This window comes from Labrys okinawensis, from assembly GCF_002982075.1.
Lineage (GTDB): Bacteria > Pseudomonadota > Alphaproteobacteria > Rhizobiales > Labraceae > Labrys > Labrys okinawensis_A.
Window position 1 is genome coordinate 22861 of record NZ_PUEJ01000006.1, and the last position, 26304, is coordinate 49164.

A 26304-nucleotide genomic window follows, 5' to 3' on the forward strand; every position below is an offset into this window, starting at 1 on the left:
TCTCTATCGGGGAGGAACGATTTTGCCGATGCAGCATAGCATCATTCCCCAAGATTGCGGCAATCCGCAGGTCGGGCGCGACGGATCAATCGCCCTGTTGCGAGCGAGGCGGGTATTTGGTCAGGCAGACATGCTTGGCGATCTTAGCCCTGGGGATCACCACCGGCGGCGTGGTGCCGGAGGGGTCGCCGGCGTCGGCATCCAGGGCATCCTTGAAGAAGCCGCTGTCATAGCGCGTGGTGCATTCGTCATATTTGTTGCAGACGGCGAGCTTGGTGCAGACGATCGCCCCGCCCTGCTCATAGATATAATTGGTGGCGCTGGAATAAGGCGGGCGGGCATAGCGCTCGGTGCGGATGGTGATGTCGCCCCCGCCTTTGACGTAGTCCTGTGCCATGGCGCCCGGCACGGCGCCGGCGAGCCAGATCAGGACAATCGGTGCAAAGCCCATCAGTTTGCGCATGGGATCAACCGCCTCGCGTTTCGACCGTTCCTGCCCTATGCGGCCCCGGCGGAGAGCCGTGAACGGACCGGTACACCGGCATCGAAGCCTCGGGCACGCCGCCGCCTCCGCCATCGCCTGCATGCCCGGGACGAGCCCGGACATGACAAAGCAGCGCTTCGAGGGAGTTTGGTCAGACCGAGACCGGCCGCGCCGGGCCTTTGCCCCGCTTGGAATCCAGCGGGATCGGGGCGCTGGTGTCGCGGCTCGTCGGCTTGGTCGGCGCCAGGTTGGAGCGGATGAAGTCGGAAATGCGCGGCGCGATCTCGGCACGGAAGCGCGAACCGTTGAAGACGCCATAATGCCCGACGCCCTGCTGGGTATAGTGCGCCCGCTTGTCGGCCGGCAGGTTCACGCACAGGCCATGGGCCGCATGGGTCTGGCCGTGGCCGGTGATGTCGTCGTTCTCGCCCTCGATGGTGAAGAGCGCGGTGTTGCGGATGGCGCCCGGATCGACCGGCTTGCCGCGATGGCTCATCTCGCCCTTGGCGAGGGCATATTTGATAAACACGGTGTCGACGGTCTGCAGGTAGAATTCCGCCGTCAGGTCCATCACCGAGAGATATTCGTCATAGAACTCGCGATGCTTGTGGGCACTGTCGCCGTCGCCGCGCACCAGATCGAAATACAGGGTCTTGTGCGCGTCGAAATGACGGTTGAGATTCATCGTCATGAAGCCGGTCAATTGCAGGAAACCGGGATAGACGTCCCGCATGAAGCCGGGATTGGGGAACGGCACCTTGGTGATGACGTTCGAACGGAACCAGTCGACGCCCTTCTCGACCGCGACGTCGTTGACCTTTGTCGGCGAGAGGCGGGTATCGATCGGCCCGCCCATCAGAGTCATGGTCAGCGGCGCGTAGGGATCCTTCTCCGCTTCCATGCGGGAAACGGCGGCCATCACCGGCACCGAAGGCTGGCAGACGCCGATCACATGGGTGTCGGGGCCGAGCACATGCAGCATCGAGATGACGTAGTCGATATAATCGTCGAGATCGAAGCGGCCCTCCGACACCGGCACCAGGCGGGCATCGGTCCAATCGGTGATGTAGACCTCGTGATTGGGCAGGAACGCCTCGACCGTGCCGCGCAACAAGGTGGCATAATGGCCCGACATCGGCGCCACGATCAGGAGCTTCGGGTCGGCACGGCGATTGCCGCGAATGGCGCGGGAGAAATGCAGGAGATTGCAGAAGGGCCGCCGCCAGACGATTTCCTCGTGCACGCCCACACGTTCGCCGCCCACCAGCACGTCCTTGATGCCGAATTCAGGCTTGCCGTAACGGCGGGTGACGCGCTCGAAGACCTCGCAGGCGGCCGCGACCGACTTGCCCCAGGTGGTCATGGAAAAGGGATTGCCGGGATTTTCAAAAAATGCCCGAGTCGCATCGGAAAAGGCTCTAGTCGGGCCGAGCGCCGCGTGAGTCGCTTCGTAGATGGTGTAGACAGGCGCGGAAAGCGCGCCCAACCCCATCATACCCCTAAGTTCTTCAAACATAGCACCACCAAACTACAGATTGCAGGTCCGTCGCTGAATGCTCGTCACGGATTTGTCATAGCAGGATTATTGCGACGCAACAAATCCGCGGGATTGTAGAAGCGATATCGTCAACAATCTGATACCGGCATCGAGCCGGTCTCGACCTCGTCAAAACACGGCCCACAACAGCCTCAAGGGAGCCCGAAATGCCCATCCAGCCTGCCCTCGGCCTGACCTCCCGCGAGGGGCAGCCGGACCTGTCCGACCTCGCCGCCCGGCTGGACGAGGTTGCCGATCTCGGTGTCGCCTTCGTCGAGCTGCCGGCCTACCACTATGACCTCGTGCTCGCCGGCCGCCCGATGGCCGTGCGCGTCGCCGAATTCGAGGCCATCTGCCGCGGCCGTCCCTTCGGCTTCACCGTGCATGGCCCGCTGCCGATCAATTTCATGGCACCGCCGGCCCTGCTGCCGCGCTTCCTGGAGACCACCGTGGCCTTCATCGAAATCGCCGCCCGCATCGGCGCGCCGCACCTCGTCATCCATGCCGGCATGATGCAGGCGGACGAGCGCCACGACGCCGAGAATGCCGCCGCCCGCCAGCGCGACTATCTCCACCGGGCGGGCGAGATCGCGGCCGCGCACAAGGTCGTCCTGTGCGTCGAGAACCTGTTCGATTTCGGCCCCTATGCGGCGACGCCGAGCATCGCCCGCCTGGCCGAAGAGCTCGCCCTGATCGACCATCCGCATGTCCGGGCCACGTTCGACTTCAGCCACGGCCTCATCCATGCCAGCCAGTATGGCTATGACTTCCTGGAGGAAGCCAAGGCGCTGGCGCCCTTCGCCAAGCACCTGCATCTGCACGATTCCTTCGGCCAGCCCGACCTGTCCTGGGTCTATGACAGCGCCGAGGCCAATGCCTTCGGCCTCGGCGACCTGCATCTGCCGCTGGGCTGGGGCGGTGTGCCCTGGGATGCGCTGGCCGAGCACTGCACCTTCCCCGCCGATACCATCGCCATCCACGAGCTCAACGAGCGCTTCTGGCGGGACCGGCAGGAGGCGCTCGACAATGCCAGGGGATTTGTCGAGCGGTTGCGCATGGCGGGATAGCGCCTCCTGGGACTGTCGGCATCCTGCCGGCTCTTGGAAACGCTGCGCTTGCGGCGATGAAGAGCCGGCAGGAAGCCGGCGATCCCAGGCACGACGCCCCTGTCGCATTCTGCATCATGGCTGTCGCGACAGGTCACGTGTCCGAACGGGGCTGGCCTAACATCGGCGTCACAGGGAGGAAGCACCGTGAATACCGACGTCATCATATCCTGCGCGATCACCGGAGCCGGCGACACCGTCGGCAAGCATCCGGCCATCCCGGTCACGCCCAAGCAGATCGCCGATTCCGCCATCGAGGCCGCCAAGGCGGGTGCCGCCATCGCCCATCTGCATGTGCGCGATCCCGAGACCGGTAAGGCCGGCCGCAAGCTCGAGCACTATCGCGAGGCCGTCCAGCGCATCCGCGATTCGGGCGTGGACGTGGTGATCAACCTCACCGCCGGCATGGGCGGCGATTTCTTCTTCGATCCGGCCAATCCGCGCAGCGGCGGTGCCGGCACCGACATCGCCAACGCGGCCGAGCGCGTCGCCCATGTCGAGGAACTGAGGCCCGAGATCTGCACGCTGGACTGCGGCTCGGTGAATTTCGGCGACGGCCTGTTCATGGCCACCGGCGAGACGCTGCGCGAAATGGCCGAGCGCATCCAGGCCGTCGGCGTGAAGCCGGAGATCGAATGCTTCGAGCTCGGCCATATCTGGCAGGCCAAGGACCTGATCAAGCGCGGCCTGATCGACGCGCCGCCGATGTTCCAGCTCTGCCTCGGCATTCCCTGGGGCGCGGAGGCGACCACCGAAACCATGGTCGCGATGCGCAACCATCTGCCGCCGGGCGCCAATTGGGCCGCCTTCGCCATCGGCCGCATGCAGATGCCCTTCGTGGCCCAGTCCATGCTGCTGGGCGGCAATGTCCGCGTCGGCCTGGAAGACAATATCTGGCTCGACCGCGGCGTGCATGCGACCAACCAGTCGCTCACCACCCGCGCCAAGGAGATCATCGAGCGGCTGGGCGGCCGGGCGCTGACCCCGGCCGAGGCGCGGGACAAGCTCGGCCTCAAGAAGCAGAAATGAACCGCGTCACCACGCCCAATGAGGGCAAACCCTTCCAGGGCTGGGATTGGGCCAAGCCGATCCCGGCGCCGCTCTCCCTGCACCGCACGCCGGTGGTCGAGGCCTGGACCGACTATAACGATCACATGACGGAAAGCGCCTTCCTGCTGGCGTTCGGGGATTCCTCGGACGCCTTTTTCCGCATGATCGGCGTCGACGAGGCCTATCGCGCGGCGGGCTCCTCGATCTACACCCTGGAAACGCGTATCCGGAACCTGCGCGAGGCCCATATCGGCGATCCCCTGGCGCTGACGCTGCAGCTCATCGACCACGACGCCAAGCGCCTGCACGTCTTCCATGCCATGACCAACGAGGCCGACGGCGCGGTGCTCGCCACCGCCGAGCAGATCCTGGTGCATGTCGACATGCAGGCCGGGCGCTCCTCCCCCTTCCCGCCGGAGATCGCCGAGCGGATCGCAGCGATCGCCCAGGCCCATGCCGCCCTGTCGGTGCCAGCCACGGTGGGCGTACCGCTGGGGATCCGGCGGAAATAGGGGCTGCTCGGCCCATCCCAGCAAGACGCGACCCGCCTTCTCCCCTTGCGGGAGAAGGCGGGTCGCGGCTCATTCGGAGAGATCGAGATCATATCACAGCAAAAAGCCGGGCGCTGGGCCCGGCTTTCACATTTCAGACTGAGACGGCAGCCGTTACTTCGGCAGATCGATCGGCTTTTCGCTCTTGGAATTGAGGTAGACCAGGATGTCGGCTCGGTCCTGCGGCTTGGGCAGGCCGGCGAAGGACATCTTGGTGCCCTTGGCGAAAGCCTGCGGGCTCTTGATGAAGTGGTAGAAATCGTCGGGCGTCCAGGTCTCGCCCTTGTCATGCAGCGCCTTGATGGCGTCGGAATAGGCGAAGTCGGCCTTGTGGCCCTTCGGCCCGCCGATCACGCCGAACAAATTGGGGCCGACGCCGTTCTTGCCGCTCTGGTCGTCGGTGTGGCAGGCCGCGCACTTCTTGAAGATGGCGGCGCCCTTTTCCACCGAGGCCTTGGCGACCAGCTCGGCCAGCGGCGGATCCTGGGAGGCGGCAGGGGCCTCGGCCGTGGCGGCCGGCGCGGCATCGGCCAGCTCGTAGCCGGCCTTTTCCGGTTTTTCCTGCTTGAAGATTTCCTCGGCAACGATGCTGAGCCCCAAGGTCAGCATCAACGTGCCCAGGACTGCGCCGGCAATCTTGTTCAGTTCAAACGATGACGACGAACTCATCCCCGGCTCCGACTCGAGATCAATCTGACGAAAGGCACAAGATGCCCCCGCACCTCATTGCCCCAAACACAAACTCCGGCAGCCGCTCTGTCAAGCGTCAAACCGCATCGGACCCTCTATCCGGTTTGACCGGTAGTTTGCAACTCGTATAAATCGCGCGCGCTTGCTACTTTTCGCCGCCCCGCTCCGGAAGAGGCTGTTATCCGTGTCCGATCCGCTCATCCTGATCCCCGCCCGCATGGCCTCGACCCGCCTGCCCGGCAAACCGCTGGCCCCCATCGCGGGCGAGGCGATGATCGTGCAGGTCTGGCGCCGGGCCTGCGAATCGCGCCTGGGACGGGTGGTGGTGGCCACCGACACGGCCGAAGTCGCCGATGCGGTTCGCGCCGCCGGCGGCGAGGCGGTGATGACGCGGCCCGATCACCCCACCGGCTCGGACCGCATCCATGAGGCGCTGTTGACGCTCGATCCCGAAGGGCGGCACGACACCATCATCAATGTGCAGGGCGACCTGCCGACCATCGAGCCGGAGACGATCCGCGCCGTGTTCGGCCCGCTCGCCGACGAGGCTGTGGATATCGCCACCCTCGCGGCCGTGATCACGCGCGAAGAGGAAAAGACCAATTCCAGCGTGGTGAAGGTGGTGGGCACGCCGATCGGGCCCCGCACCCTGCGCGCGCTCTATTTCACCCGCGCCACCGCGCCCTGGGGCGAGGGCGAGCTCTACCACCATATCGGCCTCTACGCCTATCGCCGGGCGGCGCTGGAGCGCTTCGTCACCCTGCCGCCGGCCCCGCTGGAGCAGCGCGAGCGCCTCGAACAGCTCAGGGCCCTGGAAGCGGACATGCGCATCGATGTTGCGATCGTCCCCGCCGTGCCGCTAGGTGTGGACACGCAGGAAGATCTCGATCGCGCCCGCGAAATTCTCGAAAGTCGCTGATCATGTCCGAGTCCAAGATGAAAGTTTCGTTCCAGGGCGAGCCCGGGGCCAATTCCCATATTGCCTGCAACAATGTCTATCCCGACGCGCAGGCCCTGCCCTGCCCGACCTTCGAGGACGCCTTCAACGCGGTCTCGTCCGGCGAGGCGGACCTCGCCATGATCCCGATCGAGAATTCGGTGGCGGGACGCGTCGCCGACATCCACCATCTCCTGCCGACCTCGGACCTGCATATCATCGGCGAATATTTCCTGCCGATCCACCACCAGCTCATGGCCGTGCCCGGCGCGAGCCTGGAGACCATCCGCACGGTGCATAGCCATCCCCAGGCCCTCGGCCAGTGCCGCATCACCATGCGCGGGCTCGGCCTCGCGCCGGTGACCGAGAGCGACACGGCCGGCGCCGCCCGCCTGGTGCGCGACTGGCAGGACCCGAGCAAGGCCGCCCTCGCCTCCACCCTGGCGGCCGAGATCTACGGTCTTCAGATCCTCAAGCCCGATGTCGAAGACGAGCCCTACAACACCACCCGCTTCGTGGTGCTGTCGCGCGAGCCCGACTGGGTGCCGGTCGGCCAGGGGCCGACGGTGACCTCGCTGATCTTCACGGTGCGCAACCTGCCGGCCGCGCTCTACAAGGCGATGGGCGGCTTTGCCACCAACGGCATCAACATGACCAAGCTGGAGAGCTACATGGTGGGCGGGCACTTTTCCGCCACCCAGTTCTATGCCGAAGTCGACGGCCATCCCGAGGATAAGAACCTCAAGCGCGCCTTGGAGGAACTCGGCTTCTTCTCGACCAAGATGCGTATCTTCGGCGTGTTTCCGGCCGACCCGGCCCGCGACGACCACGCGCCGCCGGCGGAGTGAGCAGGGAGTGTCAATCTTCGGATCGACATGCAACGCAGAGCCATCAGAATGTCGACCAGGAGGTCGACACTCCAACCTCACGGCACCACCGCGCCGCCCTTTTCCGCGAACTCCTTCAGGAGGTGATGGGCGATCGCCATCGGCTTGGGCGCGTTGAAGCCTTCCGGATGCTCGTCGATCAGCATCTGCACCACCTCCTCGCGCGTGAACCAGCGCGCATCCTCCAGCTCCTTGATGTCGACATTGATGTCGCGGCCGGTGGCCCGGGCGAAACAGCCCACCATCAGCGAGGAGGGGAAGGGCCAGGGCTGGGAGGCGAAATAGCGCACATGCGAGCAGGCGATGCCCGATTCCTCCAGGATCTCCCGACGCACCGCATCCTCGATGGTCTCGCCCGGCTCCAGGAAGCCGGCGAGCGCCGAATACATCTTCTCCGGAAAGCGGGTCTGGCGGCCCATCAGGCAGCGCTCGCCGTCGATCGCCAGCATGATCACCACCGGATCGACGCGCGGGAAATGCTGGGTGCCGCAATTGGCGCAATCGCGCCGCCAGCCGCTGGCGGTGATCCGGGTCTCCTGTCCGCAATTGGCACAGAAACGATGGCGGTGGTGCCAGTCCAGCACTTCCTTGGCGGTGGAGAGTTCGCCGAGAATCTCCGGCGCCACCAGCCCCCGCATGGCGAGGGAGCGCAGGTCCATCGCCTCCACGTCCGGGCGCCAGGCGAGATCGTCGACCAGCCCCTTGTCGAAGGCCCGGGCGAAGACCGCGCTGCCGTCCGGCTGCAGGCCCAGGAATATATTTTGCCGACTATCCTTGAACGACTCGATCTCCTCGTGATCGAACAGCGCCTCATGGACGCCGTCGCGGATGCGCAGGAGCGGCACGTCGCCCGAAAAGGCGAAGAAGCGGCAGGAGGAATGGGTGAGCTTCTCCGCGATGAAGGCTTCGTCCTCGCGCTGACCGGAAGCGCGATCGAGCGGATTGAGCGAATAGGCAATGGCGGCGGAACGATCGAACAGGGTATGCAAGGTCATGGCAATATCTTCCGGCGGGATCTTATGAAAACGAGAGCAATCTACGAAGCTGGCTAATCAGATCGGCGGCAACGGCCTCCGCATAGGGGCGGGCCGGCACCTGGCCCCAGACGGGCTTCGGCCAGGCAGGATCGCCCTTGAAGCGCGCGATGATGTGGACGTGCAACTGGGGCACCATATTGCCAAGAGCCGCGACATTGAGCTTGTCGCAGCCCGTGAGGGTCTTCAAAGCCTGCGAAACGGCGGCTATCTCCTGCATGAGCACCGCCCTGTCGCCCTCGTCGAGCTCGATGATCTCGCTGATGTCGGGGCGCCTGGGGATGAGCAGGAGCCAGGGAAAACCGGCATCATTGATCAGGCGCAGCTGGCAGAGGGTGAGGTCGCCGACGGGAAGAGAATCCCCGGCGAGTTGGGGATGCAGGCTGAAGGCGGCGGAGGGGGCGGCGGAAGACATGGCGATTCGCGGAATGGGAGAGGGTGGCGGCAACCCTATCCCCAGAGCATGGCGGTTCCAAGGGCGGACGACAGCCTTGGCGGTTCCGATGCGAGCCTTGCCGACGTTGCGCGGGAAGCGGTGCGGCTGGGACCGCGGCCGTCCCGTCCATAGGCGCCAAGATAAGGGGCGGGCGAGATGAGGCGGCTGGAGATCGAGCTCGACATATGAGCCCCCTCGCCCCGTTTACGGGGAGAGGATGGAGGTGAGGGGCTACGCAAGGCGTCAGTTTGTGAGGTCGCGCCGCCCCTCATCCTTACCTTCTCCCCGTAAACGGGGCGAAGGGGTGGCCGGCGTCGCGCCTCTGGCCTTATCTTAGCGCCTATGGACGTCCCGTCCGCCTCTTTTCTCTACCCCATCACCATCAGCAGGTCCTTGGCATCGATCTGGGCCCCCGGGGAGACCAGCACCTCAGCGATCCTGCCGTCCTGGGGCGCGTGGAGCGCCGTCTCCATCTTCATCGCCTCGATGGTCAGCAGCACGTCGCCGGCCTTGACCGCCTGCCCCGGCTTGACCGCCACGGTGGAGATGGCACCCGGCATCGGAGCCGCGATATGGGCCTCGTTGCCGTCCTCGGCCTTGCGGCGCGCCTTGACGCTGCCGGCCGCCAGGCGGTTGGGCACCTTGATGATGCGCGGCTGGCCGTTGAGCTCGAAGAAGACGCGGACCTGCCCCTCCTCGTCGGTCTCGCCCAGGGTCTGCAGCCGGATCACCAGCGCCTTGCCACGCTCGATCTCGATGGTGAGTTCGTCGCCCGGCGCCATGCCGTAGAAATAGGTCGCCGTCGGCAGCACCGAAACCGGCCCGTATTTGCGGGCGGTGACGGCATAATCGGTGAAGACCTTGGGGTACATCAGGTAGGAGGAGATCTCGTTGCCCTCCACGGCGCGGCCGATCTTCTTCTCCGCCTCCGCCTTCAGGGCCGGAATGTCGGCCGGCGGCAGCAGCGAGCCGGGGCGCACGGTGATCGGCGCCGCATCCTTGAGGATCTTCTTCTGCAGGGCCGCCGGCCAGCCGCCCTCGGGCTGGCCGAGATCGCCGCGCATCATCTCGACCACGGAGGCCGGGAAGGCCACCTCGCGGGCGGGATCGGCGACATCCTCCGGGGTCAGCGCCTGCGCCACCATCATCAGCGCCATGTCGCCGACCACCTTGGAGGATGGCGTCACCTTGACGATGTCGCCGAACAGATCATTGGCGGCGCGATAGGCCTTGGCCACCTCATGCCAGCGCGTCTCCAGGCCGAGCGAGCGCGCCTGCTCCTTGAGATTGGTGAACTGGCCCCCCGGCATTTCGTGCAGATAGACCTCGGAGGCGCCAGCCTTCAGGTCGCTCTCGAAGGCGGCGTATTGGGTGCGCACCGCCTCCCAATAGAAGGAGATCTGGCGGATGGCTTCCGGGTCGAGGCCGGGATCGCGCTCGGAATGGCGGAGCGCCTCGACGATGGAACCGAGGCAGGCCTGCGACGTCGTGCCCGACATCGCGTCCATGGCGGCATCGACGGCGTCGACGCCGGCCTCGATCGCCGCCAACACGGTGGCGCCGGCAATGCCGGAAGTGTCGTGGGTGTGCAGGTGGATCGGCAGGCCGACTTCCTGGCGCAGCTCGCTCACCAGCTTGCGGGCCTGGGCGGGCTTGAGCAGCCCCGCCATGTCCTTGATCGCCAGGATATGGCAGCCGGCCTTTTCGAGCTCGCGCGCCATGCGGACATAATAGGCCAGGTCGTATTTCGAGCGCGAGGGATCGAAGAGATCGGCCGTGTAGCAGATCGCGCCCTCGGCGAGCTTGCCGGCCTCCAGCACCGCATCGATCGACACCCGCATGTTCTCGACCCAGTTCAGGCAATCGAAGATGCGGAAGAGGTCCATGCCGGCATCGGCGGCCTGCTTGACGAAGAGCCGCACGACATTGTCGGGATAATTGGTGTAACCGACGCCATTGGCCCCGCGCAGCAGCATCTGGGTGAGGATGTTGGGCGCGCGCTCGCGGATCAGGGCCAGGCGCTCCCAGGGATCCTCGGTGAGGAAGCGCATGGCGACGTCGAAGGTCGCCCCGCCCCAGCATTCGAGCGAGAGCAGCTGCGGCAGGCCGCTGGCATAGGCCGAGGCCACGCCGGCGATGTCATAGGTGCGCATGCGCGTCGCCAGCAGCGACTGGTGGGCATCGCGCATGGTGGTGTCGGTGACGAGGACGCGCTTTTCCTCCTTCATCCAGCTGGCGAACTTCTCGGGTCCCAGCGTGTCGAGCAGTTGCTTGGTGCCGGAGGCGGGCCTCACCTTGAATTCCGGCGCATGCGGCGTGCGGGCCTCGGCCGGAGGCCTCGCCCGGCCGCGCGCCTCGGGATGGCCGTTGACGGTGACGTCGGCGATATAGGTCAGGAGCTTGGTGGCGCGATCGCGGCGCTTGGCGAACTGGAACAGCTCCGGCGTCTCGTCGATGAAACGGGTGGTGTACTGGTTGGAGCGGAACTTCTCATGCGCCAGCACCGCCTCCAGGAAGGGCAGATTGGTGGCGACGCCGCGAATGCGATATTCGCGCAGGGCCCGGGTCATGCGGGCGATGGCTTCCTGCGGCGTCGAGGCCCAGGCCGTGACCTTTTCCAGGAGCGGATCGTACCAGCGCGTCACCACCGCGCCGGAATAGGCGGTGCCGCCATCGATGCGGATGCCGAAGCCCATGGCGCCGCGATAGGCGGTGATGCGGCCATAGTCGGGAATGAAGTTGTTTTCGGGATTCTCGGTGGTTAGCCGGCACTGCAGCGCATGGCCGCGCATGAAGATGTCGTCCTGCGCGGGAATGCCGGTCTCCAGCTCGCCATCGGCGCCGATGACGCCGATGCGCCCGCCCTCGGCGATCAGGATCTGCGCCTTGACGATGTCGAGATCGGTGACGACCTCGGTGACCGTGTGCTCGACCTGGACGCGCGGATTGACCTCGATGAAATAGAACTTGCCGGTATCGGCATCCATCAGGAATTCGACGGTGCCGGCCCCGGCATAATCGGTGCCGCGGCCGATCTTGAGCGCCGCCTCGCACAGGCCCCGGCGCGTTTCCTCATCGAGATAGGGCGCGGGGGCGCGCTCGATCACCTTCTGGTTGCGGCGCTGGATCGAGCAGTCGCGCTCGAACAGATGCACCAGCGTGCCGTTGCCGTCGCCGAGGATCTGCACCTCGACGTGACGGGCGCGGCGCACCAGCTTTTCCAGATAGACCTCGTCCTTGCCGAAGGCGGCCTTGGCCTCGCGCTTGGCGGTGAAGACGGCGTCGAGCAGCTTGTCCTCGCTCTCGATCGGACGCATGCCGCGCCCGCCGCCGCCCCAGGACGCCTTGAGCATCACGGGATAGCCGACCGCCCGGGCCGCCGCCTTGATCGCTTCGGGGTCGTCGGGGAGCGGATCGGTCGCCGGCATCACGGGAACGCCGACCGAAATGGCGAGGTTGCGCGCATCGACCTTGTTGCCGAGCGTGCGCAGCGTCTTGGGGCTGGGCCCGATGAAGACGATGCCGGCGGCGGCGCAGGCCTCGGCGAATTCCGGGCTCTCGGACAGGAGGCCATAGCCGGGATGGATGGCATCGGCCCGGGCTTCCCTGGCGATGCGGATCACCTCGTCGATGGAGAGATAGGCCTCCACCGGCCCCTTGCCCTTGCCGATCTGATAGGCTTCGTCCGCCTTGAAGCGGTGCAGCGAGAGTTTGTCCTCCTCCGCATAGACGGCAATGGTGGAGATGCCGAGTTCCGTGGCGGCCCGGAACACGCGGATGGCGATCTCGGAACGATTGGCGACGAGCAGGCGGCGGAAGGAAGGTCGCATGAGCACTCGCGGTCTGGAGGGAAGGCAGGAATTTATGTTGCAATGCGAAGAGCGATGCAAACTCTTTCCCGTATCCGGAAATTCTAACCGCTCCGCCCGCGACCGAATGTCGACCTTCGCCGTTTTGTTCGCTTATTTGCTCATCTGGAGGCGAACCGGCCTGCCTTTCTCGTCATGACGGAGCAACTCACGATGGCGCCACCGCCCTTATCACGCGGCATCAGGATCCATTCGACGCCGCAGGGCCCAGCGCCCATCGCCATCAGGCAGGCCTGGATCGGCCTGACGCTGCCGCTTCTGGAAACGGCCCCGTCGTCGCCGCAGACGATGATCGTCGAAACCGAATTTCGTAACCCGGCCAACCGTCTCGACGCTCTGAAGCAGCGTCTGGGCTTCAAGCGACCGACGGCGACTTGGCGGGCCTATACGGTGCAGGCCGCGACTGCCTTGCGCCTGCTCGAGAGCCATTCCCCGGATGCGGCCCGATGGTGGCGGCAACATACGCCCTGGCTGTCGGAACCGGACCAGGTCCTGGCCTTCGACGCGGATTGCTGTGAATTGGTCTTTGCCGAGAGGGTTCCGGCCAACGAGCCCTGAAAAAAGCGGAAGCCCCGCCGGGGCGGGGCTTCCTACGGGCTACCGGGCTGGTGTCGGGGCGCAGGGTCCGATAACCCGAAGACGGGCTCAGTAGCAAACCCTCACGCGCTTCCAGAAACCGCCATAGTAACCGTCGACCCAACGCTTCTCGATGTGGCAGCGGCGGTAATAGACGGGGCGGTAGTCGTCATAATAGTAGCGGCCGCCATAGTAGCTGTTGTTGTAGGCGGAGCCGGCGAGCAGGCCGCCCAGCAGGCCGATGCCGGCGCCGGCGGCGAAGGCGCCGTTCCGGCCATAGCGGGCTTCGGCGGTGCCGGTGGTGGCAATGGCGGTGCCGGCCAGCGTGGCGGCAACCAGGGCTCCGGTCAGGATCTTCTTGAACATCGTCTCGTTCCCATTCTTGTCTTGCGCGGGTTGCGCTTGATCTGATGGGAGGACAATGCCACCGCCGCCCCGGCCTCTCCGTGCGATTCAACACGGGATGCAACCGATGCGTGTTTGCGGGTGCGCAGGCAGCGATAATGATGAAGTCTTGCAGCGCGAACGCCTGCCACTCGCCCTCTGGAGACCGGGAACGGGCGGCACCTGCCTCGCCGCGCTCTCGACCTGCGGGTCATTGCAACAAATCGTTCGGCACGATAAACTAGTCAGTATGACTAGAAAATCTAAATCGGCCCCGCCTGTTTCATGGGCGCTGCAGCACGCCAAGGCACGCTTCAGCGAGCTGGTCCGGCGCGCCCGCAGCGAAGGGCCACAGCATGTTACCGTGCATGGCCGCGAGGAAGTAGTGGTGATCTCCGCCGAGGAGTTCCGCACGCTCAAGGGAAGCATGACGGGCGCCGCCCTGATCGCGGCCCTGCAGGCCTCGCCGCATCGCGACATCGAGATCGAACCCGAGCGTCGGCCCATGCCCGTGCGCGAGGTCGATCTGTGAGCGGCTGGCTGCTGGATACCAATGTTCTTTCCGAACTGCGCCGCCCCAAGCCCGAGCCGCGCGTGGCGGCTTTCGTCTCGGCCCAGCCGCTGGACAGCCTGTATGTCAGCATCGTGACTTTTGCCGAGATCCGCTACGGCATCGAAGTGATTGCCGACCCGGCCAGGCGCGCCGACCTCCATGACTGGCTCGCCAACCGGATAAGGCCCCTCTTTCAGCAGCGTGCTTTGCCCGTGAGCGAGGATGTCATGCTCAAATGGCGCCTGCTCGTGGCCGAAGGCCGCAAGACTGGCCATACTCTCTCGCAGCCCGACCTCATCATCGCCGCCACGGCTCTGCTCCATGACCTGGTGGTCGTCACCCGCAATGAGGCGGACTACCGCCAGGCCGGCGTTCGGCTTCACAATCCATGGCAGGAGGCCTGAGGCTTGATCGACAAGCTCGAATTCCTGATCGCCCTCTCCCGCGAGCGCCATTTCGGCCGGGCCGCAGAGATCTGCGGGGTGACCCAGCCCACCCTTTCGGCCGGCATCAAGCAGCTCGAAGGCGAACTCGGCGTGTTGCTGGTGGCGCGCGGCTCGCGTTTCCAGGGCTTCACGCCGGAGGGCGAGCGGGTGCTGGAATGGGCCCGGCGCATCGTCAGCGACAGCCGCGCCATGCGCCAGGAAGTGGAATCGCTCAAGCGCGGCCTCAACGGCCATCTCACTATCTCGGTGATCCCGACGGCGCTGTCCATGGTCGCCTCGATCACCACGCCCTTTCGCGCCCGCCATCGCAACGTGACCTTCACCATCCTCTCGCGCCCCTCGACCACGGTGCTGCAGGAGTTGGAGGACCTGGCCATCGATGCCGGCATCACCTATCTCGACAACGAGCCCCTGGGGAAGGTCTCGACAGTCGAACTCTATCGCGAGACCTATTGCCTGCTGACCGACGTCAACGGCGAATTCGCCGGCCGCAACACGGTGAGCTGGGAGGAGCTCGGCCATGTGCCGCTCTGCCTGCTCACGCCCGACATGCAGAACCGGCGCATCGTCGACCATCTCCTGCGCAATGCCGAGAATCCGGTGGCGCCGACCCTGGTCTCCAATTCGATGCAGGTGCTGCTCTCGCATGTGCGCACGGGCCGCTGGTCGAGCGTGATGCCGGCCATCCTGATCGACATGCTGGGCGCGGGCGAGAATGTGCGCTCGATCCCCATCGTGGAGCCGCAGGCCTACCACAAGGTCGGCCTGATCACGCCCAGGCGGGAAACCCAGACCCCCCTGGTCGCCGCTCTGATCGCAGAGGCGAAACGCTACGCCATGCAGATGGGGTGAGGCGATGCACCCCGTGGCTCGGATCGCAGTTCCGATTGGCGGAGCAGCGCATGTCTCATGACAGGCAATAAAATGCCCTGTCTCCGTAATGCGGAGTGTTTCAGTGAGGGGATATCGGGCATCACCCCTTTTTTATCCAGCAAGCCTGACCTTCGCTGCACTTGCCAAATACCCGCTACGGGTTTCGCCGCGTGCCTTGGCCGCTCGATCGATACGATCAAGCAATCCCTCATCGATCGAGATGTTGATGCGGACGGGCTTCGACGGCAAGTCGACAGGAACCAGGGCCAACACTGCATCCTTGCTCCACTCCACGAATTCGGGATCCACCCGAAGTTCGGAGAGCTCACGGAGCAGAGGAAGCGCCTCGCCATCCTCGACCATGCCCTCGACATGCAGAGCCAACGCTTGCTGCCCCTTTGTAATCACCTCTTCCGCCGAGCCTCCACCCGATACGGCGCCGGGAAAATCAGGGAACGAGATGCCATAGACTCCATTCTCTTCATGGATCAATGCGTATGCCAATGCCCTCATCACACCCTCCTTGATGATCCGAAGAAGGAGCGGGAGTTCACCACTCCCACCCCGCCTGCTTGAATATCGACCGGAGCGTCCCGGTTGGGATCTACTCCCATGTCAACCGTCACTCTTCCGGAGCGACCGGACCGGGTGAATTGTTGGTGGTCACCTGGCCCTTTCCGTTTCAGCTCCCAACCTTCCTGTGAAACGGCATCGCCCAGATCCCCGCTGATTCCTTTTATATCAATGTATTGAGATGCCGATCGGCGTGAAATCCGCGTGCCGAAACACAGACGAGGATGGAAACAAGGCGTCGCTCGCGAGTCTCCGAGACGCCGGTCAATGCCTGGCCAGCGAACATATCGACGTATTCGTGCAGTGCGGCTGGCGCATAGAGCTTTAGCCTATGCTCGACGTCTCCGACCGCACAGCCGGAGGCGTTAGCCAGAGCGATCGCCTCATCGTCAGACAAGTTCAAGCTAATATCGAAGTCGACTTGTGGCATCGGTTCAACCCGCCGATGATACTACGTCTGCAAAGCTTAGCCGGACCTAAAACCGTTGACCAGACGGCAAACGCCGTAGCATGATGGCTTCTACTTGCCCTTGCCCTTGGCGGCTAAGGATTTGATCCACGGCTGCCGCGCATTACGGTTCGGCATTTTTCCAGGTCGCTGGACAATAATGACATCGACGATGCGCCGATCGCGCTGCGTAAGCGCGGATCGCAAGGTGTCATATTGCTCCGGATGTGGGCGATCGCTGTCGTCGTAGACGTATACGACCATGCGGTCATAGCGCTCGGGTTCCGAAAAATATAGTCCGAGGTCACCGGCAACCTCCTCCTCGATTTTAGGAAAGTCCCTGTGCGTCCGTGCGATTTTCACCTCCACGATCGTCTTGAGGTTTGCGAGACCAAAATCAAACCGTGGCTGCTTCTGGCCAAAGCCCGGAAGATACTGTTCGTCGTACAACTGATCGCCGAACCGCGGCTCAAGGATAGCCCAAAGGAACGACTGCACATGCGACTCGTCGTCGATCACCCATCGGGCGGGACCGATATCCTGGCGGTTGGGTTTCTCGTCCCATACCCATCGGCGGAGCGCCGATTGGGTTGCTTTGAGGGCCTCGACGAGCGTGTCGTAATCCGGAACAAGGTCCGTCGCCATCTTCTGGACCAGGAGACGGAAAGCAACAAGCCAGACAGCACTTCTTTCAAGTTCTCCATCCGGCGGTAGTTCCGACGAAAGCAGGGCGGCCAAGATTTCGCGCCGCTCGTCCGGACCAATGAGAGAGGTCCGGCCATAAGCTTGAGGCCATTCGTTTCGCAACACGAGGTCAAGGGTGCGCGCATTGACGTTCCTTGCGGGATCGGCCCGAAGTCGCCCGGCACCGTCTAGAAGGTCGCCTGCGAGCTGGCGAGCTCGCTGTGTCCAGGTAGCAGCATGACCGGTCTCGGCGATGATCGTGAGCAACCAATGCTTCCGCTCGTCATGGGCGCCATCGACGCCCTCGCACTTTGACAGGCCGTTGGCGATACCCAAAAGCGCTATGTCATCATCGACCAACTGATCGCGGCCATTTTTCGGGCGACCACGGATGCGGTCGACGGCTTGCAGAAAAAGGAGCGGATCAAAACTTCCCGAACTCGACGCTTGAAAGCCTGCCCGCGCGACAGCCGGGATGCCACCGTAGGCGAGGTCGCCACGGAGCATTTCGGGGACCGGAACGAGCCCTGCAATACCGGCAAGGACGGCAAGAGCGAAACCGATCGATGTATCGGAGGCAAGGGCCCACGAGTCCGTTACCGTTGCGGTCAGCGCGGATATTCTATCCTCGAGGATCGTCGCCGCCGTTATAGGAACCACATCCTGTTCCTCAGAGACCCTGCGGTCAGAACGCGGCTGTTCCAGCTTGGCAGTGACCGAAGATTGCCAAGTGCGCTAGCGATTAGCCGAGAATAGCTTATCGACACGGGCTCAATTGCTGGGAAATAGCTTCGCCAGGACATATAGGAGAAGCTGTAAACCTGCCTTGCGAGATAGGTCATGTCGCGGAAGTCGGACTCGTGATGGAGCGTGAGTTTCAGCGGGCGCGGCAAACCCTGCTCGTCTGTCTTGACCTCTTTCGTGCCGATCATCTGAAGGATGACATTACGATTGTCGAGTTGCAGGCAAAGTCCGCGAGGCGGAACTCCGATGCCCTTCAGAAACTGTTTGCGATCTGAGTAGTAGGTCGTTCCTTTTTGCGCCGGGTCGAACACGGCGAATTCGTGATGCCGCGAAATGTCCAGGAATGCGAACTCGACTTCATGATCGCTCTTGAGCAAATCTTGCACGAGGGTGCGGATCGCATCCATCTCTACATGTTTGAGCGGCTTGTAGACGTGGAAGACGAGCCTGACCCTGTCTCTCGGCTGCCAGTTGTTCTCCTTACGAACGGCATCGATCGTCGTCTTCAAGCTGGCAAGAAGAGCACTCGCGTAGTTCTCGAACTCGACTTCGCGCGTCTGTCCCCATACCAGATAGCGCCCGTCGCCTTGGAAAACCGTGGTTATACCCACGAAGCGGGATTTTGGACCAAAACGGCCTTCACTGATTTCAGTGTAGCCCAGGCCGACAACGAGCTCGTGGGTGGCTGGCATCCTTGTTGAAATGACAAAGGGCGTTCCCCCCAGCTTGGCATAGGACGCAAGCGCCAGATTGTTTGCCATGTAAGCCAGATTGGAAACCTGCATATCTGCGGTTTCGGCCTGGATGCTCTGGACTGGAACACCAACCGTCATGAACGCCGCCTTGGCGGCGAAGTACGGATTACGGTCGTTCCGGAGCGTCTTGAAATCTGCCCGCACTTGGACCAGCGCCAGATCAGGTGTTTCGGGAAGGCGCGACAGGATCCTGTCGATCGCGCTGCGATAGGCTTCCGGGGTGTCGTCGGTGACTTCTTCGAACTCGAACTGGACCCGAGACAGGCGAAGCTTTCCGACAAGCCCGCCCTGGAAAGGATTGTCGAGTGGTTTGTTGCGGCCACGCATTGCGTCTCGCCATGCATCTTCACCTATGCCGTTGCGCAAAGCCTGCGCCAGCTGGTCGATGCGTCCGCGGTATCGGGATTCGCAGATGACCGCGATAACGGGTTCGTTGCGTTCTTGCTGCATATACTTGTAGGGACCGTGCCGCTTGATCCCGGGATCGGGATAAGCACCGGAGTCTCGGCCTTGCGCGCCGAACAGAAATCCCGGCCGTTGGGTTTCGACAGCCTGCGGGAAGAGCTTGTCGCCGTGCTCCAGCAACCGGTCGACCGTCAGTCTCATCCCCGCGATCTCGATCGCTTCCAGTCGGCCCGCCACGCCTCCTAGAACCTTGCGTATTTCGGCAAGTTTTCCGTTGGCGCTTGCGTAGGGCAGCCTTCTTTTCCGGAGCCCAGAAAGAATGCGATCGGCCCCTTTGCGATAATAGTGACGGACAAGCGCCTCGATGTTTTCCTGGCGCGGTTCGAGGGTTACGTTATGCGCCTCGACGAATTCATCGCCGGAAAAATCCGCCAGCAGAAGCCTCGAGCCGTCGATACCGACGACGCGTCCAAGCGTTTCCAGGCGGGACAACACATTATCATCCGCTGGCTCGTCCCGGTGGCATACGTAAAAGCCGACGGGGTCGAAACCTCCAGACAAAAGGTCCTTCACCGTGATGTCCATTTCATTGGAGGTGCTGACATCGAGAACGAGCGCCAGGAATGACATGTTCAAATGGCCGGGAGCATCGAGCGTGCGCACATCAAAGCTGTTGCGAACAAGGACGTCGAGGCCCGGGGTCGGTTCCATCTGGTTGTCGAGAATGGCTGCGGAAAGAAGCGCTGCCTTGCGGTTTCCCAAGCATTGCAGCGGCCGGCTGCGGCGCAATACCGTTCGTCGAGGAGCCAACCATGCAAAGAGCGCGTGACTGACGGCCTTGCCAAGCAGACCGAGATGCTCATCCGTGTCGAGGACGACGCGTTCGCCGATGAAGGTGGCGTCGCCCGTCATCGGAATATCGTAGATCGCCTCGTCACGGCTATCGAACCGTAGAGCGTGTGTGCCCTGGTAGGCCTCGCGCATCTGCCGGTACTGGTCCTCATCCCGATAGGGCGTCCTACCAGCCTCGAAGCGTTTTGCGGAAAAGCCGATTGGCGCGAGATTCAGACCAAGCCCTCCACTGTAAGTGAATGGCTTGATGAGGGGCCGGCTCTGTTGTTCGTGGAGATCTCCGCTGGCAGGAGAATCGCCGACCAGTGCGCGCGTGTTCACCAGCAGACGCTAGCAAATGTTCTTTCTTTGTCCAGAGTGCTATTCGATTTTCCGGTCGATACGCCGTAAAGTGGCCGTCGATACGAACGGCATATTCCGAATGAAACACACCCGCGAAACCACCGCCGCCAAGGACACGATTGAAATCGAAGTTACGCCTGCACAGGCTTCAGAAGCCAGAAAGCGGGTAAAGAGCAGGCCTAAACAGGGGCGCGTTTACGAGTCCCTGCCGCGCTCGATCGCGGAACCGGAAGAAATCAAGCAGATCGCGCACACCATGCGTGAGCTTCCGCCTGTGACAACCGACATCGAAACCGTTATTCGTGCTCTCGTCCAGGCGCATATGATACATGGCAGTACTTACGTTCTAGAGCAGGTGGCCACAACCCTGGAGTTTGAGGGCCGCTCTGACATCGCCACCATCATTCGCCAGCTCATCGGTAGGGATAAAGGCCTCGTCCATATCGGGGTTTAAACTCGTTCCTCTCCGTGAGTCGTTATCGCGAGGCTCCTACGCAGTGTACGAAATAGGCCACTTTTGCCGCCGGCCGTAAGAGATTTGAGTAAAGCATGGGGCGGTTGCGACGATCGCAAGTAAAGATGAAAGCAGGCCCCGCAACTAATTCGCCCGAACAGGCACATCCGGGGAATATGGTGACAGGGGATTACGGTGACAGTGCACTTTATCGATCGTTGGGCGGTGTCAATTTTGAAGCGCAACGCCAAACCAACGGGATGAAATCCCGCCAGGACTGCCACTCTCGTCGCGCTCGGGCATCCCGCGACGTCGCCCGTTGTCGTCCCCAGCCGGGATTTCTTTGCATCTTGCCGCCCGACGCGCTATCGGCATGGCCAAATCGATTGGACTAGGCTGCCCGCAATGAAGTTCACGCTTTCCTGGCTCAAGGATCACCTCGACACCTCAGCCACGCTCGACGAGATCGTCGACACCCTCACCCGCATCGGCCTGGAGGTCGAAGGGGTGGAGGATCCTGCCAGCAAGCTCTCCGGCTTCTCGATCGCCTATGTCGTCTCGGCCGAGCAGCATCCCAACGCCGACAAGCTGAAGGTCTGCATGGTCGATACCGGCAAGGGCGAGCCCGTGCAGGTGGTCTGCGGCGCCCCCAATGCGCGCACCGGCATGAAATCGGTGTTCTCGCCGCCCGGCACCTATATTCCGGCCAAGAACATCACGCTCGCCATCGCGCCGGTGCGCGGGGTGGAGAGCCGCGGCATGCTGTGTTCGGAATTCGAGCTCGAGATCTCCGACGAGCATGACGGCATCATCGACCTGCCCAGCGATGCGCCCGTCGGCATGCCCTATGCCGACTATGCCGGCCTCAACGATCCCGTGATCGACGTGAACCTCACGCCCAACCGGCCCGACTGCACCGGCGTCGCCGGCATTGCGCGCGATCTCGCCGCCGCCGGGCTCGGCAGGCTGAAGACGCCTGCGGTGCCCTCCATTGCCGGCGAGGGTCCCTGCCCGGTCACGGTGACGCTCGATTTCGGCGACACGCCCTCGCTCTGCCCCGGCTTTGCGCTTCGCCTTGTCAGCGGCGTCAAGAATGGCTCCTCGCCCGCCTGGATGCAGCGCCGCCTCAACGCCATCGGGTTGCGCCCGATCAATGCGCTGGTCGACATCACCAACTATGTCACCTTCGACCGCGGCCGGCCGCTGCATGTCTTCGACGCCGCCAAGATCGAGGGCAACCTCACCGTCCGGCGCGCCCGCGAGGGCGAGAGCATCGTGGCGCTCGACGGCAAGACCTATGCGCTCAATGACAGCATCTGCGTGATCGCCGACGGCAGGGGGCTGGAATCGATCGCCGGCATCATGGGCGGCGAGCATTCGGGCTGCGATGACGATACCACGGACGTGCTGATCGAATCGGCGCTGTGGGAACCGCTGAACATCGCCCGCACCGGCCGTGCGCTTGGCATCAACACCGATGCCCGCTACCGCTTCGAGCGCGGCGTCGATCCCGCCTTCATGGTGCCGGGCATCGACCTCGCCACCCAGCTGGTGACGGAATTGTGCGGCGGCAAGCCGAGCGAGACCTTCGTGGTGGGCGGCGTCACCGCCGCGCCGGAGGTCCTGGACCTGCCGGCCCATGAGGTGGCACGCCTGACCGGCCTTGCGACCAGCCTCGCCGAGAGCGCCGACATCCTCGAGCGCCTCGGCTTCGGCGTCATCCGCAAGCCCGACGCGCTGGCGGTGACGGCGCCGACCTGGCGCCCTGACATCGAGGGCAAGGCCGACCTCGTCGAGGAAGTGATGCGCATCGTCGGCGTCGACGCCATTCCGGTGACGGCGCTGCCGCGCGAGGCCCATGTGCCGCAGCCCGTGCTCACCGTGCTGCAGAAGCGCACGCGCCTGGCCAAGCGCAGCCTCGCTGCCCGCGGCCTGATGGAAGCGGTGACCTGGTCCTTCATCGCCAAGACCCAGGCCGAGCGCTTCGGCGGCGGCCAGCCGACGCTGTCGCTCGCCAATCCGATCGCCGCCGACCTTTCCGACATGCGCCCCAGCCTGCTGCCGGGCCTGATCGCGGCCGGCCAGCGCAATGCCGATCGCGGCACCGGGGACGTCGCGCTGTTCGAGGTCGGCCAGATCTTCCGCGGCGACCGGCCCGAGGACCAGAAGATCGCCGCCAGCGGGATCCGCCGCGGCCAGGCGCGCCCCGGCGGCTTCGGCCGCCATTGGTCGGCGCCGGCAAGCACGGTGAGCGTGTTCGACGCCAAGGAGGATGCCCTCACGCTGCTGGCGGCCCTCGGCGCGCCGGTCGCGAGCTTCCAGATCGTTTCGGGAGCCCCGTCCTGGTATCACCCCGGCCGTTCCGGCACGATCCAGCTCGGCCCGCAGAACGTCATCGGCTGGTTCGGCGAACTGCATCCCTCCGCCCTGGAGGCGCTGGATGCCGATGGACCGGTGGTCGGCTTCGAGATCATCCTCGACGCCATCCCGGTGCCCAAGCCCAAGGCGACCAAGACGCGCGGCGTCCTGGCCCTCTCGCCCTTCCAGCCGGTCACCCGCGACTTCGCCTTCCTGGTCGCGCGCAAGGTCCGGGCCGCCGACATCATCAAGGCCGCGCAGGGCGTCGACAAGAAGCTGATCTCGGGGGTGTCTATCTTCGACATCTATGAGGGCAAGGGCATCGGCGAGGACCAGAAATCGGTCGCCGTCCAAGTGGTGCTGCAGCCGCAGGACCGCACGCTGACCGACGTCGAAATCGATGCCGTTGCCGCCAAGATCGTCACCGAAGTCGGCAAGAAGACCGGGGCGACACTGCGCGGATAATGCGGGACGCCGCCGGAGCGCCCCGAAATATCGCAAAAGAAAAGGGCGGGCCCGGGATCGGGTTCCGCCCTTTTCTTTCAGCCTGCGTGGTGTCGAGCTCCAGAGAAAGGCGCGTTCGGCGCCATCGAGCCTACACCTTGCCCCGCGCGTTCAGCCCTTGCCGCCGGCATGGACGACCGCCTGCAGCAGCAGCGCCATCTGCAGCGCGATGAAGTTGTCGACCAGCTCGAACAGGCTGGCATGGATCTCGATCGCCCGCCCACCCGGGGCGTGCAGGGTGACATAGCCCTCTTCGGCCGCGTCCTCGAGCAGGCGGCGGACATGGACGCGCGAGACGCCGAAGCAGTCGGCGACGGCGCCATAATGGAAATGAACGGTGCGATCCTTCAGGATCTCACCCGGCATTTCCGTCGCAATCAGCTTGAGCAGGATTTCGAAGCCGGCGTCCCGCGCCATGAACAGACGCATTTCGGGCACCAGGTCGACCAAGGTGCCATGTGTCAGGAAATAATTGCTGCAATAGCGCGCCAGCGCGCCGAAAAAGGCATCGTCGATCTCCACCCGGCGAACGGCATGCTCCACCTGCTGCAACTGCGCGAGCGCTTGCAGATAGGGCGTGATGATCTGCCTGGCGATGGTGAGGCCGGCACGCGTCACCTCCAAGCGCTTGATGCGCTTGTCGCGCAGATCCTTGATCTGGCGCAGATAGCCGGCCTGGCGCAACAGGTTCAGTATGGCTCCGATGCGATTGTGCCCGGCCAGGGCATGGACGGTACAGAAAGTCTGGACATCCGCCACGGTGACGCCGGCAGCCGGATCGTTGGGCGAGGCCGCAAAGTGGCGGCTCAGCACATAGGCGCCCACGATCAGGCGGATTTCATCCGTCGCCAGGTGGATCACCGGCAGATTGGCCTTGAGAACGGCGCCATAGCGGCGTGCAAACAGGGTCCGCGCCGCCTTGAAACCGCTATGCGCCTTCAGGCCCTGGGCGTCTGCAATCACGGCTGACTGGTAATTCGGCAATGGGACGCTGAGAGGGCTCTGCAAACCAAAATGGCTGGTAGTACGAATTTTGGTCCACTCCGATAGAGACCCTGCGCTTCCCCAAGACAACTCGGTCAATCACCACCCCTTTTGCATGAGCTTGTGGTGTCACAACTGAGGACGAGCAAGAAGACATCCCGGATTGGCCGGGTGCTCATTCACACTGCAACAACCCCATTGCAGCTCTATATTTCGTACCATGTTGGTAAAAATTTAAAAGAGAATTTTATCTTGAGAGGGTGACTATAATACCTTATGGATTGCCATTGATACATACACCTAACTAGGTGTCAGCTCTAATACTTAAGTACTAAATCGGCCACACACCGGAAACGGACTCTGAATTCAGGAAATCTTTCTTCCGACATGTCACTTGCAGCAACAAGATAAGCTTGTGTCTAAATAAAATTTACTCGAACAAAATCATATCCAAGAAAGGTATTATCTGCGATCTCACTCAAGACTTGCAGCCATGCCCCAACGCTCCTCATTCTGTTCCCTAGAGGCATGCTACTTTCAGTACCTTGAAATTCTTGCAGCAAAAGGCTCCACGGAGCTGGTGTGCGATGGAACGACGATTCCCGCGATCCAGACGCTCCAAAGGCCGCAAATGCGCCGCATTTGGCCCGCTTCTCGAGCGTGACCGACGCTGCACCGCCGCGTCATGGTTACTATTTAGTTATAACTCGCGCCTAGAATCACCGCGATTCCGGCTTCCGCCCCGCACCAGCGAGGCGCGGGCCGCTCCCATCACCCCGCACGGGCGACCCGCGGCCGCATCGGCGCCCGATTCTCGCGAAGGCATCTCATGACCCTGGCCAATATTCTGGAAGCGATCATCCTCGGCGTGGTCGAAGGCCTGACCGAATTCCTCCCGGTCTCCTCGACCGGCCATCTCCTGCTTGCGGCCCGCTATCTCAAATTCGAGGGCGACGATTCCTTCGTCATCCTCATCCAGCTCGGCGCCATCCTGGCTTTGCTCGCCGTCTATGCCGAGAGGTTATGGCGTATCGCCACCGCGCTGCCCAAGGATCGGGAAGCCCAGCACTTCGTCCTCGGCGTGCTGGTCGCCTTCCTGCCCGCCGTCGTCCTCGGCGTGCTGATCGAGCACAAGATGAAGCAATATCTCTTCAACGTGCCGGTGGTCTGCTACGCCCTGATCGCCGGCGGCCTGGTCCTGCTCGCCATCGAACAGTTCAAGATCGAGAAGCGCTTCTCCAATTGCTACGTGCTGCCGCTGCCGGTCTATCTGAAGATCGGCCTGTTCCAATGCCTGTCGATGATCCCCGGCGTTTCGCGCTCGGGCTCCACCATCGTCGGCGGCATGCTGCTCGGCCTCGACAAGCGCTCGGCGGCGGAATTCTCCTTCTTCCTGGCGATGCCGACCATGGTCGGCGCCTTCGTCTATGAATTCGCCAAATCCTACAAGACCATGACGACCGACAATCTCGGGCTGACCGCCATCGGCTTCGTCACCGCCTTCATCTCCGGCTGGTTCGTGGTGAAGACCTTGCTGGATTTCGTGTCCAAGCGCGGCCTCGCTCTGTTCGGCTGGTGGCGCATCGTGGTCGGCGTCCTCGGCCTCGCCGCCTATTACACCATGGGCTGATCGCGGCCTCCAACAGGAAGGGCCGGTCCCAGGACCTAATACGGTTCACTTAAGCAGGAACCGCTCCGAATTTGTCATAGCCGGGCTTGACCCGGCTACCCAGAAGCCGCACGGACGAACCGTCGGGGAGCTGGATTGCCGGGTCAAGCCCGGCAATG

General features: G+C 63.5%; 23 protein-coding genes. 12 read left to right on the top strand and 11 right to left on the bottom strand.

What is annotated here, in order from left to right; genetic code table 11:
* Positions 1–85 precede the first annotated feature (85 nt).
* Together C5L14_RS17155 and C5L14_RS17160 are read right to left on the bottom strand one after the other, a co-directional pair.
* Positions 86–463 (bottom strand): hypothetical protein, encoded by a 378-nt coding sequence (locus C5L14_RS17155; RefSeq protein WP_245443416.1) that lies wholly within the window; start codon positions 461–463, stop codon positions 86–88.
* Between the two features lie 172 nt (positions 464–635).
* Positions 636–2000, bottom strand: coding sequence for a polyhydroxyalkanoate depolymerase (locus C5L14_RS17160; RefSeq protein WP_105863288.1), 1365 nt, complete (start codon positions 1998–2000; stop codon positions 636–638).
* A gap of 188 nt (positions 2001–2188) precedes the next feature.
* Between C5L14_RS17160 and C5L14_RS17165 the strand changes: the two genes are divergently transcribed.
* The 3 genes from C5L14_RS17165 to C5L14_RS17175 all read left to right on the top strand — a co-directional run bounded on the left by C5L14_RS17165 (position 2189) and on the right by C5L14_RS17175 (position 4689).
* The gene (locus tag C5L14_RS17165; protein ID WP_105863289.1) at positions 2189–3088 is read left to right on the top strand and encodes a sugar phosphate isomerase/epimerase family protein; all 900 of its coding nucleotides are present in this window, start codon (positions 2189–2191) and stop codon (positions 3086–3088) included.
* Between the two features lie 186 nt (positions 3089–3274).
* On the top strand, positions 3275–4156 hold the full coding sequence (locus tag C5L14_RS17170) for a 3-keto-5-aminohexanoate cleavage protein (protein ID WP_105863290.1): 882 nt from the start codon (positions 3275–3277) through the stop codon (positions 4154–4156).
* Positions 4153–4689 carry a thioesterase family protein gene (locus tag C5L14_RS17175; RefSeq protein WP_105863291.1) on the top strand — a complete coding sequence of 179 codons (537 nt, stop codon included), beginning with the start codon at positions 4153–4155 and terminating at the stop codon, positions 4687–4689. Before C5L14_RS17170 ends, C5L14_RS17175 begins: the two co-directional genes overlap by 4 nt.
* A gap of 153 nt (positions 4690–4842) precedes the next feature.
* On the opposite strand, the gene C5L14_RS17180 is transcribed toward C5L14_RS17175, so the two are convergent.
* Positions 4843–5397: a c-type cytochrome gene (locus tag C5L14_RS17180; protein WP_105863292.1), complete on the bottom strand. Its 555-nt coding sequence runs from the start codon at positions 5395–5397 to the stop codon at positions 4843–4845.
* Positions 5398–5602: 205 nt separating this feature from the next.
* On the opposite strand from C5L14_RS17180, the gene C5L14_RS17185 reads away from it, so the two are divergent.
* Together C5L14_RS17185 and C5L14_RS17190 are read left to right on the top strand one after the other, a co-directional pair.
* Positions 5603–6337: a 3-deoxy-manno-octulosonate cytidylyltransferase gene (locus C5L14_RS17185; protein WP_105863293.1), complete on the top strand. Its 735-nt coding sequence runs from the start codon at positions 5603–5605 to the stop codon at positions 6335–6337.
* A gap of 17 nt (positions 6338–6354) precedes the next feature.
* A complete protein-coding gene (locus C5L14_RS17190) occupies positions 6355–7203 on the top strand; it encodes a prephenate dehydratase (RefSeq protein ID WP_245443417.1) in 849 nt (282 codons plus the stop codon).
* A 77-nt stretch (positions 7204–7280) separates the two neighbouring features.
* Here the strand turns inward: C5L14_RS17190 and nudC are convergent, their stop codons facing one another.
* The 3 genes from nudC to pyc form a co-directional block, all read right to left on the bottom strand.
* A complete protein-coding gene (gene nudC, locus C5L14_RS17195) occupies positions 7281–8237 on the bottom strand; it encodes an NAD(+) diphosphatase (RefSeq protein WP_105863295.1) in 957 nt (318 codons plus the stop codon).
* Positions 8238–8259: 22 nt separating this feature from the next.
* On the bottom strand, positions 8260–8691 hold the full coding sequence (locus C5L14_RS17200; protein WP_105863296.1) for an HIT family protein: 432 nt from the start codon (positions 8689–8691) through the stop codon (positions 8260–8262).
* A gap of 389 nt (positions 8692–9080) precedes the next feature.
* Complete coding sequence (gene pyc, locus C5L14_RS17205) at positions 9081–12542, bottom strand: pyruvate carboxylase (RefSeq protein ID WP_105863297.1); 3462 nt, start codon at positions 12540–12542, stop codon at positions 9081–9083.
* 192 nt (positions 12543–12734) lie between these two features.
* On the opposite strand from pyc, the gene C5L14_RS17210 reads away from it, so the two are divergent.
* The gene (locus tag C5L14_RS17210; protein WP_146126936.1) at positions 12735–13139 is read left to right on the top strand and encodes a hypothetical protein; all 405 of its coding nucleotides are present in this window, start codon (positions 12735–12737) and stop codon (positions 13137–13139) included.
* Between the two features lie 87 nt (positions 13140–13226).
* On the opposite strand, the gene C5L14_RS17215 is transcribed toward C5L14_RS17210, so the two are convergent.
* On the bottom strand, positions 13227–13523 hold the full coding sequence (locus C5L14_RS17215; RefSeq protein WP_105863299.1) for a hypothetical protein: 297 nt from the start codon (positions 13521–13523) through the stop codon (positions 13227–13229).
* Positions 13524–13791: 268 nt separating this feature from the next.
* Here C5L14_RS17215 and C5L14_RS17220 point away from each other — a divergent pair, with 268 nt between their 5' ends.
* Genes C5L14_RS17220 through C5L14_RS17230 form a run of 3 tightly spaced genes read left to right on the top strand, consistent with a single transcriptional unit; the run spans position 13792 to position 15392 of the window.
* Positions 13792–14073, top strand: a complete 282-nt coding sequence (locus C5L14_RS17220) for a type II toxin-antitoxin system Phd/YefM family antitoxin (protein WP_105863300.1) — start codon at positions 13792–13794, stop codon at positions 14071–14073.
* Positions 14070–14498, top strand: a complete 429-nt coding sequence (locus C5L14_RS17225; RefSeq protein ID WP_105863301.1) for a type II toxin-antitoxin system VapC family toxin — start codon at positions 14070–14072, stop codon at positions 14496–14498. The genes C5L14_RS17220 and C5L14_RS17225 overlap by 4 nt, the downstream gene beginning before the upstream one ends.
* 3 nt (positions 14499–14501) lie before the next feature.
* Positions 14502–15392, top strand: coding sequence for a LysR family transcriptional regulator (locus C5L14_RS17230; RefSeq protein ID WP_105863302.1), 891 nt, complete (start codon positions 14502–14504; stop codon positions 15390–15392).
* Positions 15393–15524: 132 nt separating this feature from the next.
* Here the strand turns inward: C5L14_RS17230 and C5L14_RS17235 are convergent, their stop codons facing one another.
* The 3 genes from C5L14_RS17235 to C5L14_RS17255 all read right to left on the bottom strand — a co-directional run bounded on the left by C5L14_RS17235 (position 15525) and on the right by C5L14_RS17255 (position 20195).
* A complete protein-coding gene (locus C5L14_RS17235; protein ID WP_105863303.1) occupies positions 15525–15926 on the bottom strand; it encodes a type II toxin-antitoxin system HicB family antitoxin in 402 nt (133 codons plus the stop codon).
* A 580-nt stretch (positions 15927–16506) separates the two neighbouring features.
* Positions 16507–17778 carry a hypothetical protein gene (locus C5L14_RS17250; RefSeq protein WP_105863305.1) on the bottom strand — a complete coding sequence of 424 codons (1272 nt, stop codon included), beginning with the start codon at positions 17776–17778 and terminating at the stop codon, positions 16507–16509.
* Entirely contained in the window at positions 17766–20195 is a 2430-nt protein-coding gene (locus C5L14_RS17255) for an argonaute/piwi family protein (protein WP_105863306.1), read from the bottom strand. Before C5L14_RS17255 ends, C5L14_RS17250 begins: the two co-directional genes overlap by 13 nt.
* 100 nt (positions 20196–20295) lie before the next feature.
* Here C5L14_RS17255 and C5L14_RS17260 point away from each other — a divergent pair, with 100 nt between their 5' ends.
* Together C5L14_RS17260 and pheT are read left to right on the top strand one after the other, a co-directional pair.
* A complete protein-coding gene (locus C5L14_RS17260) occupies positions 20296–20670 on the top strand; it encodes a hypothetical protein (RefSeq protein ID WP_146126937.1) in 375 nt (124 codons plus the stop codon).
* 405 nt (positions 20671–21075) lie between these two features.
* Complete coding sequence (gene pheT / locus C5L14_RS17265) at positions 21076–23493, top strand: phenylalanine--tRNA ligase subunit beta (RefSeq protein WP_105863308.1); 2418 nt, start codon at positions 21076–21078, stop codon at positions 23491–23493.
* A gap of 150 nt (positions 23494–23643) precedes the next feature.
* On the opposite strand, the gene C5L14_RS17270 is transcribed toward pheT, so the two are convergent.
* Positions 23644–24495: a hypothetical protein gene (locus C5L14_RS17270; protein ID WP_146126938.1), complete on the bottom strand. Its 852-nt coding sequence runs from the start codon at positions 24493–24495 to the stop codon at positions 23644–23646.
* Between the two features lie 850 nt (positions 24496–25345).
* On the opposite strand from C5L14_RS17270, the gene C5L14_RS17275 reads away from it, so the two are divergent.
* On the top strand, positions 25346–26146 hold the full coding sequence (locus C5L14_RS17275) for an undecaprenyl-diphosphate phosphatase (RefSeq protein ID WP_105863310.1): 801 nt from the start codon (positions 25346–25348) through the stop codon (positions 26144–26146).
* The last annotated feature ends 158 nt before the right edge of the window (positions 26147–26304 follow it).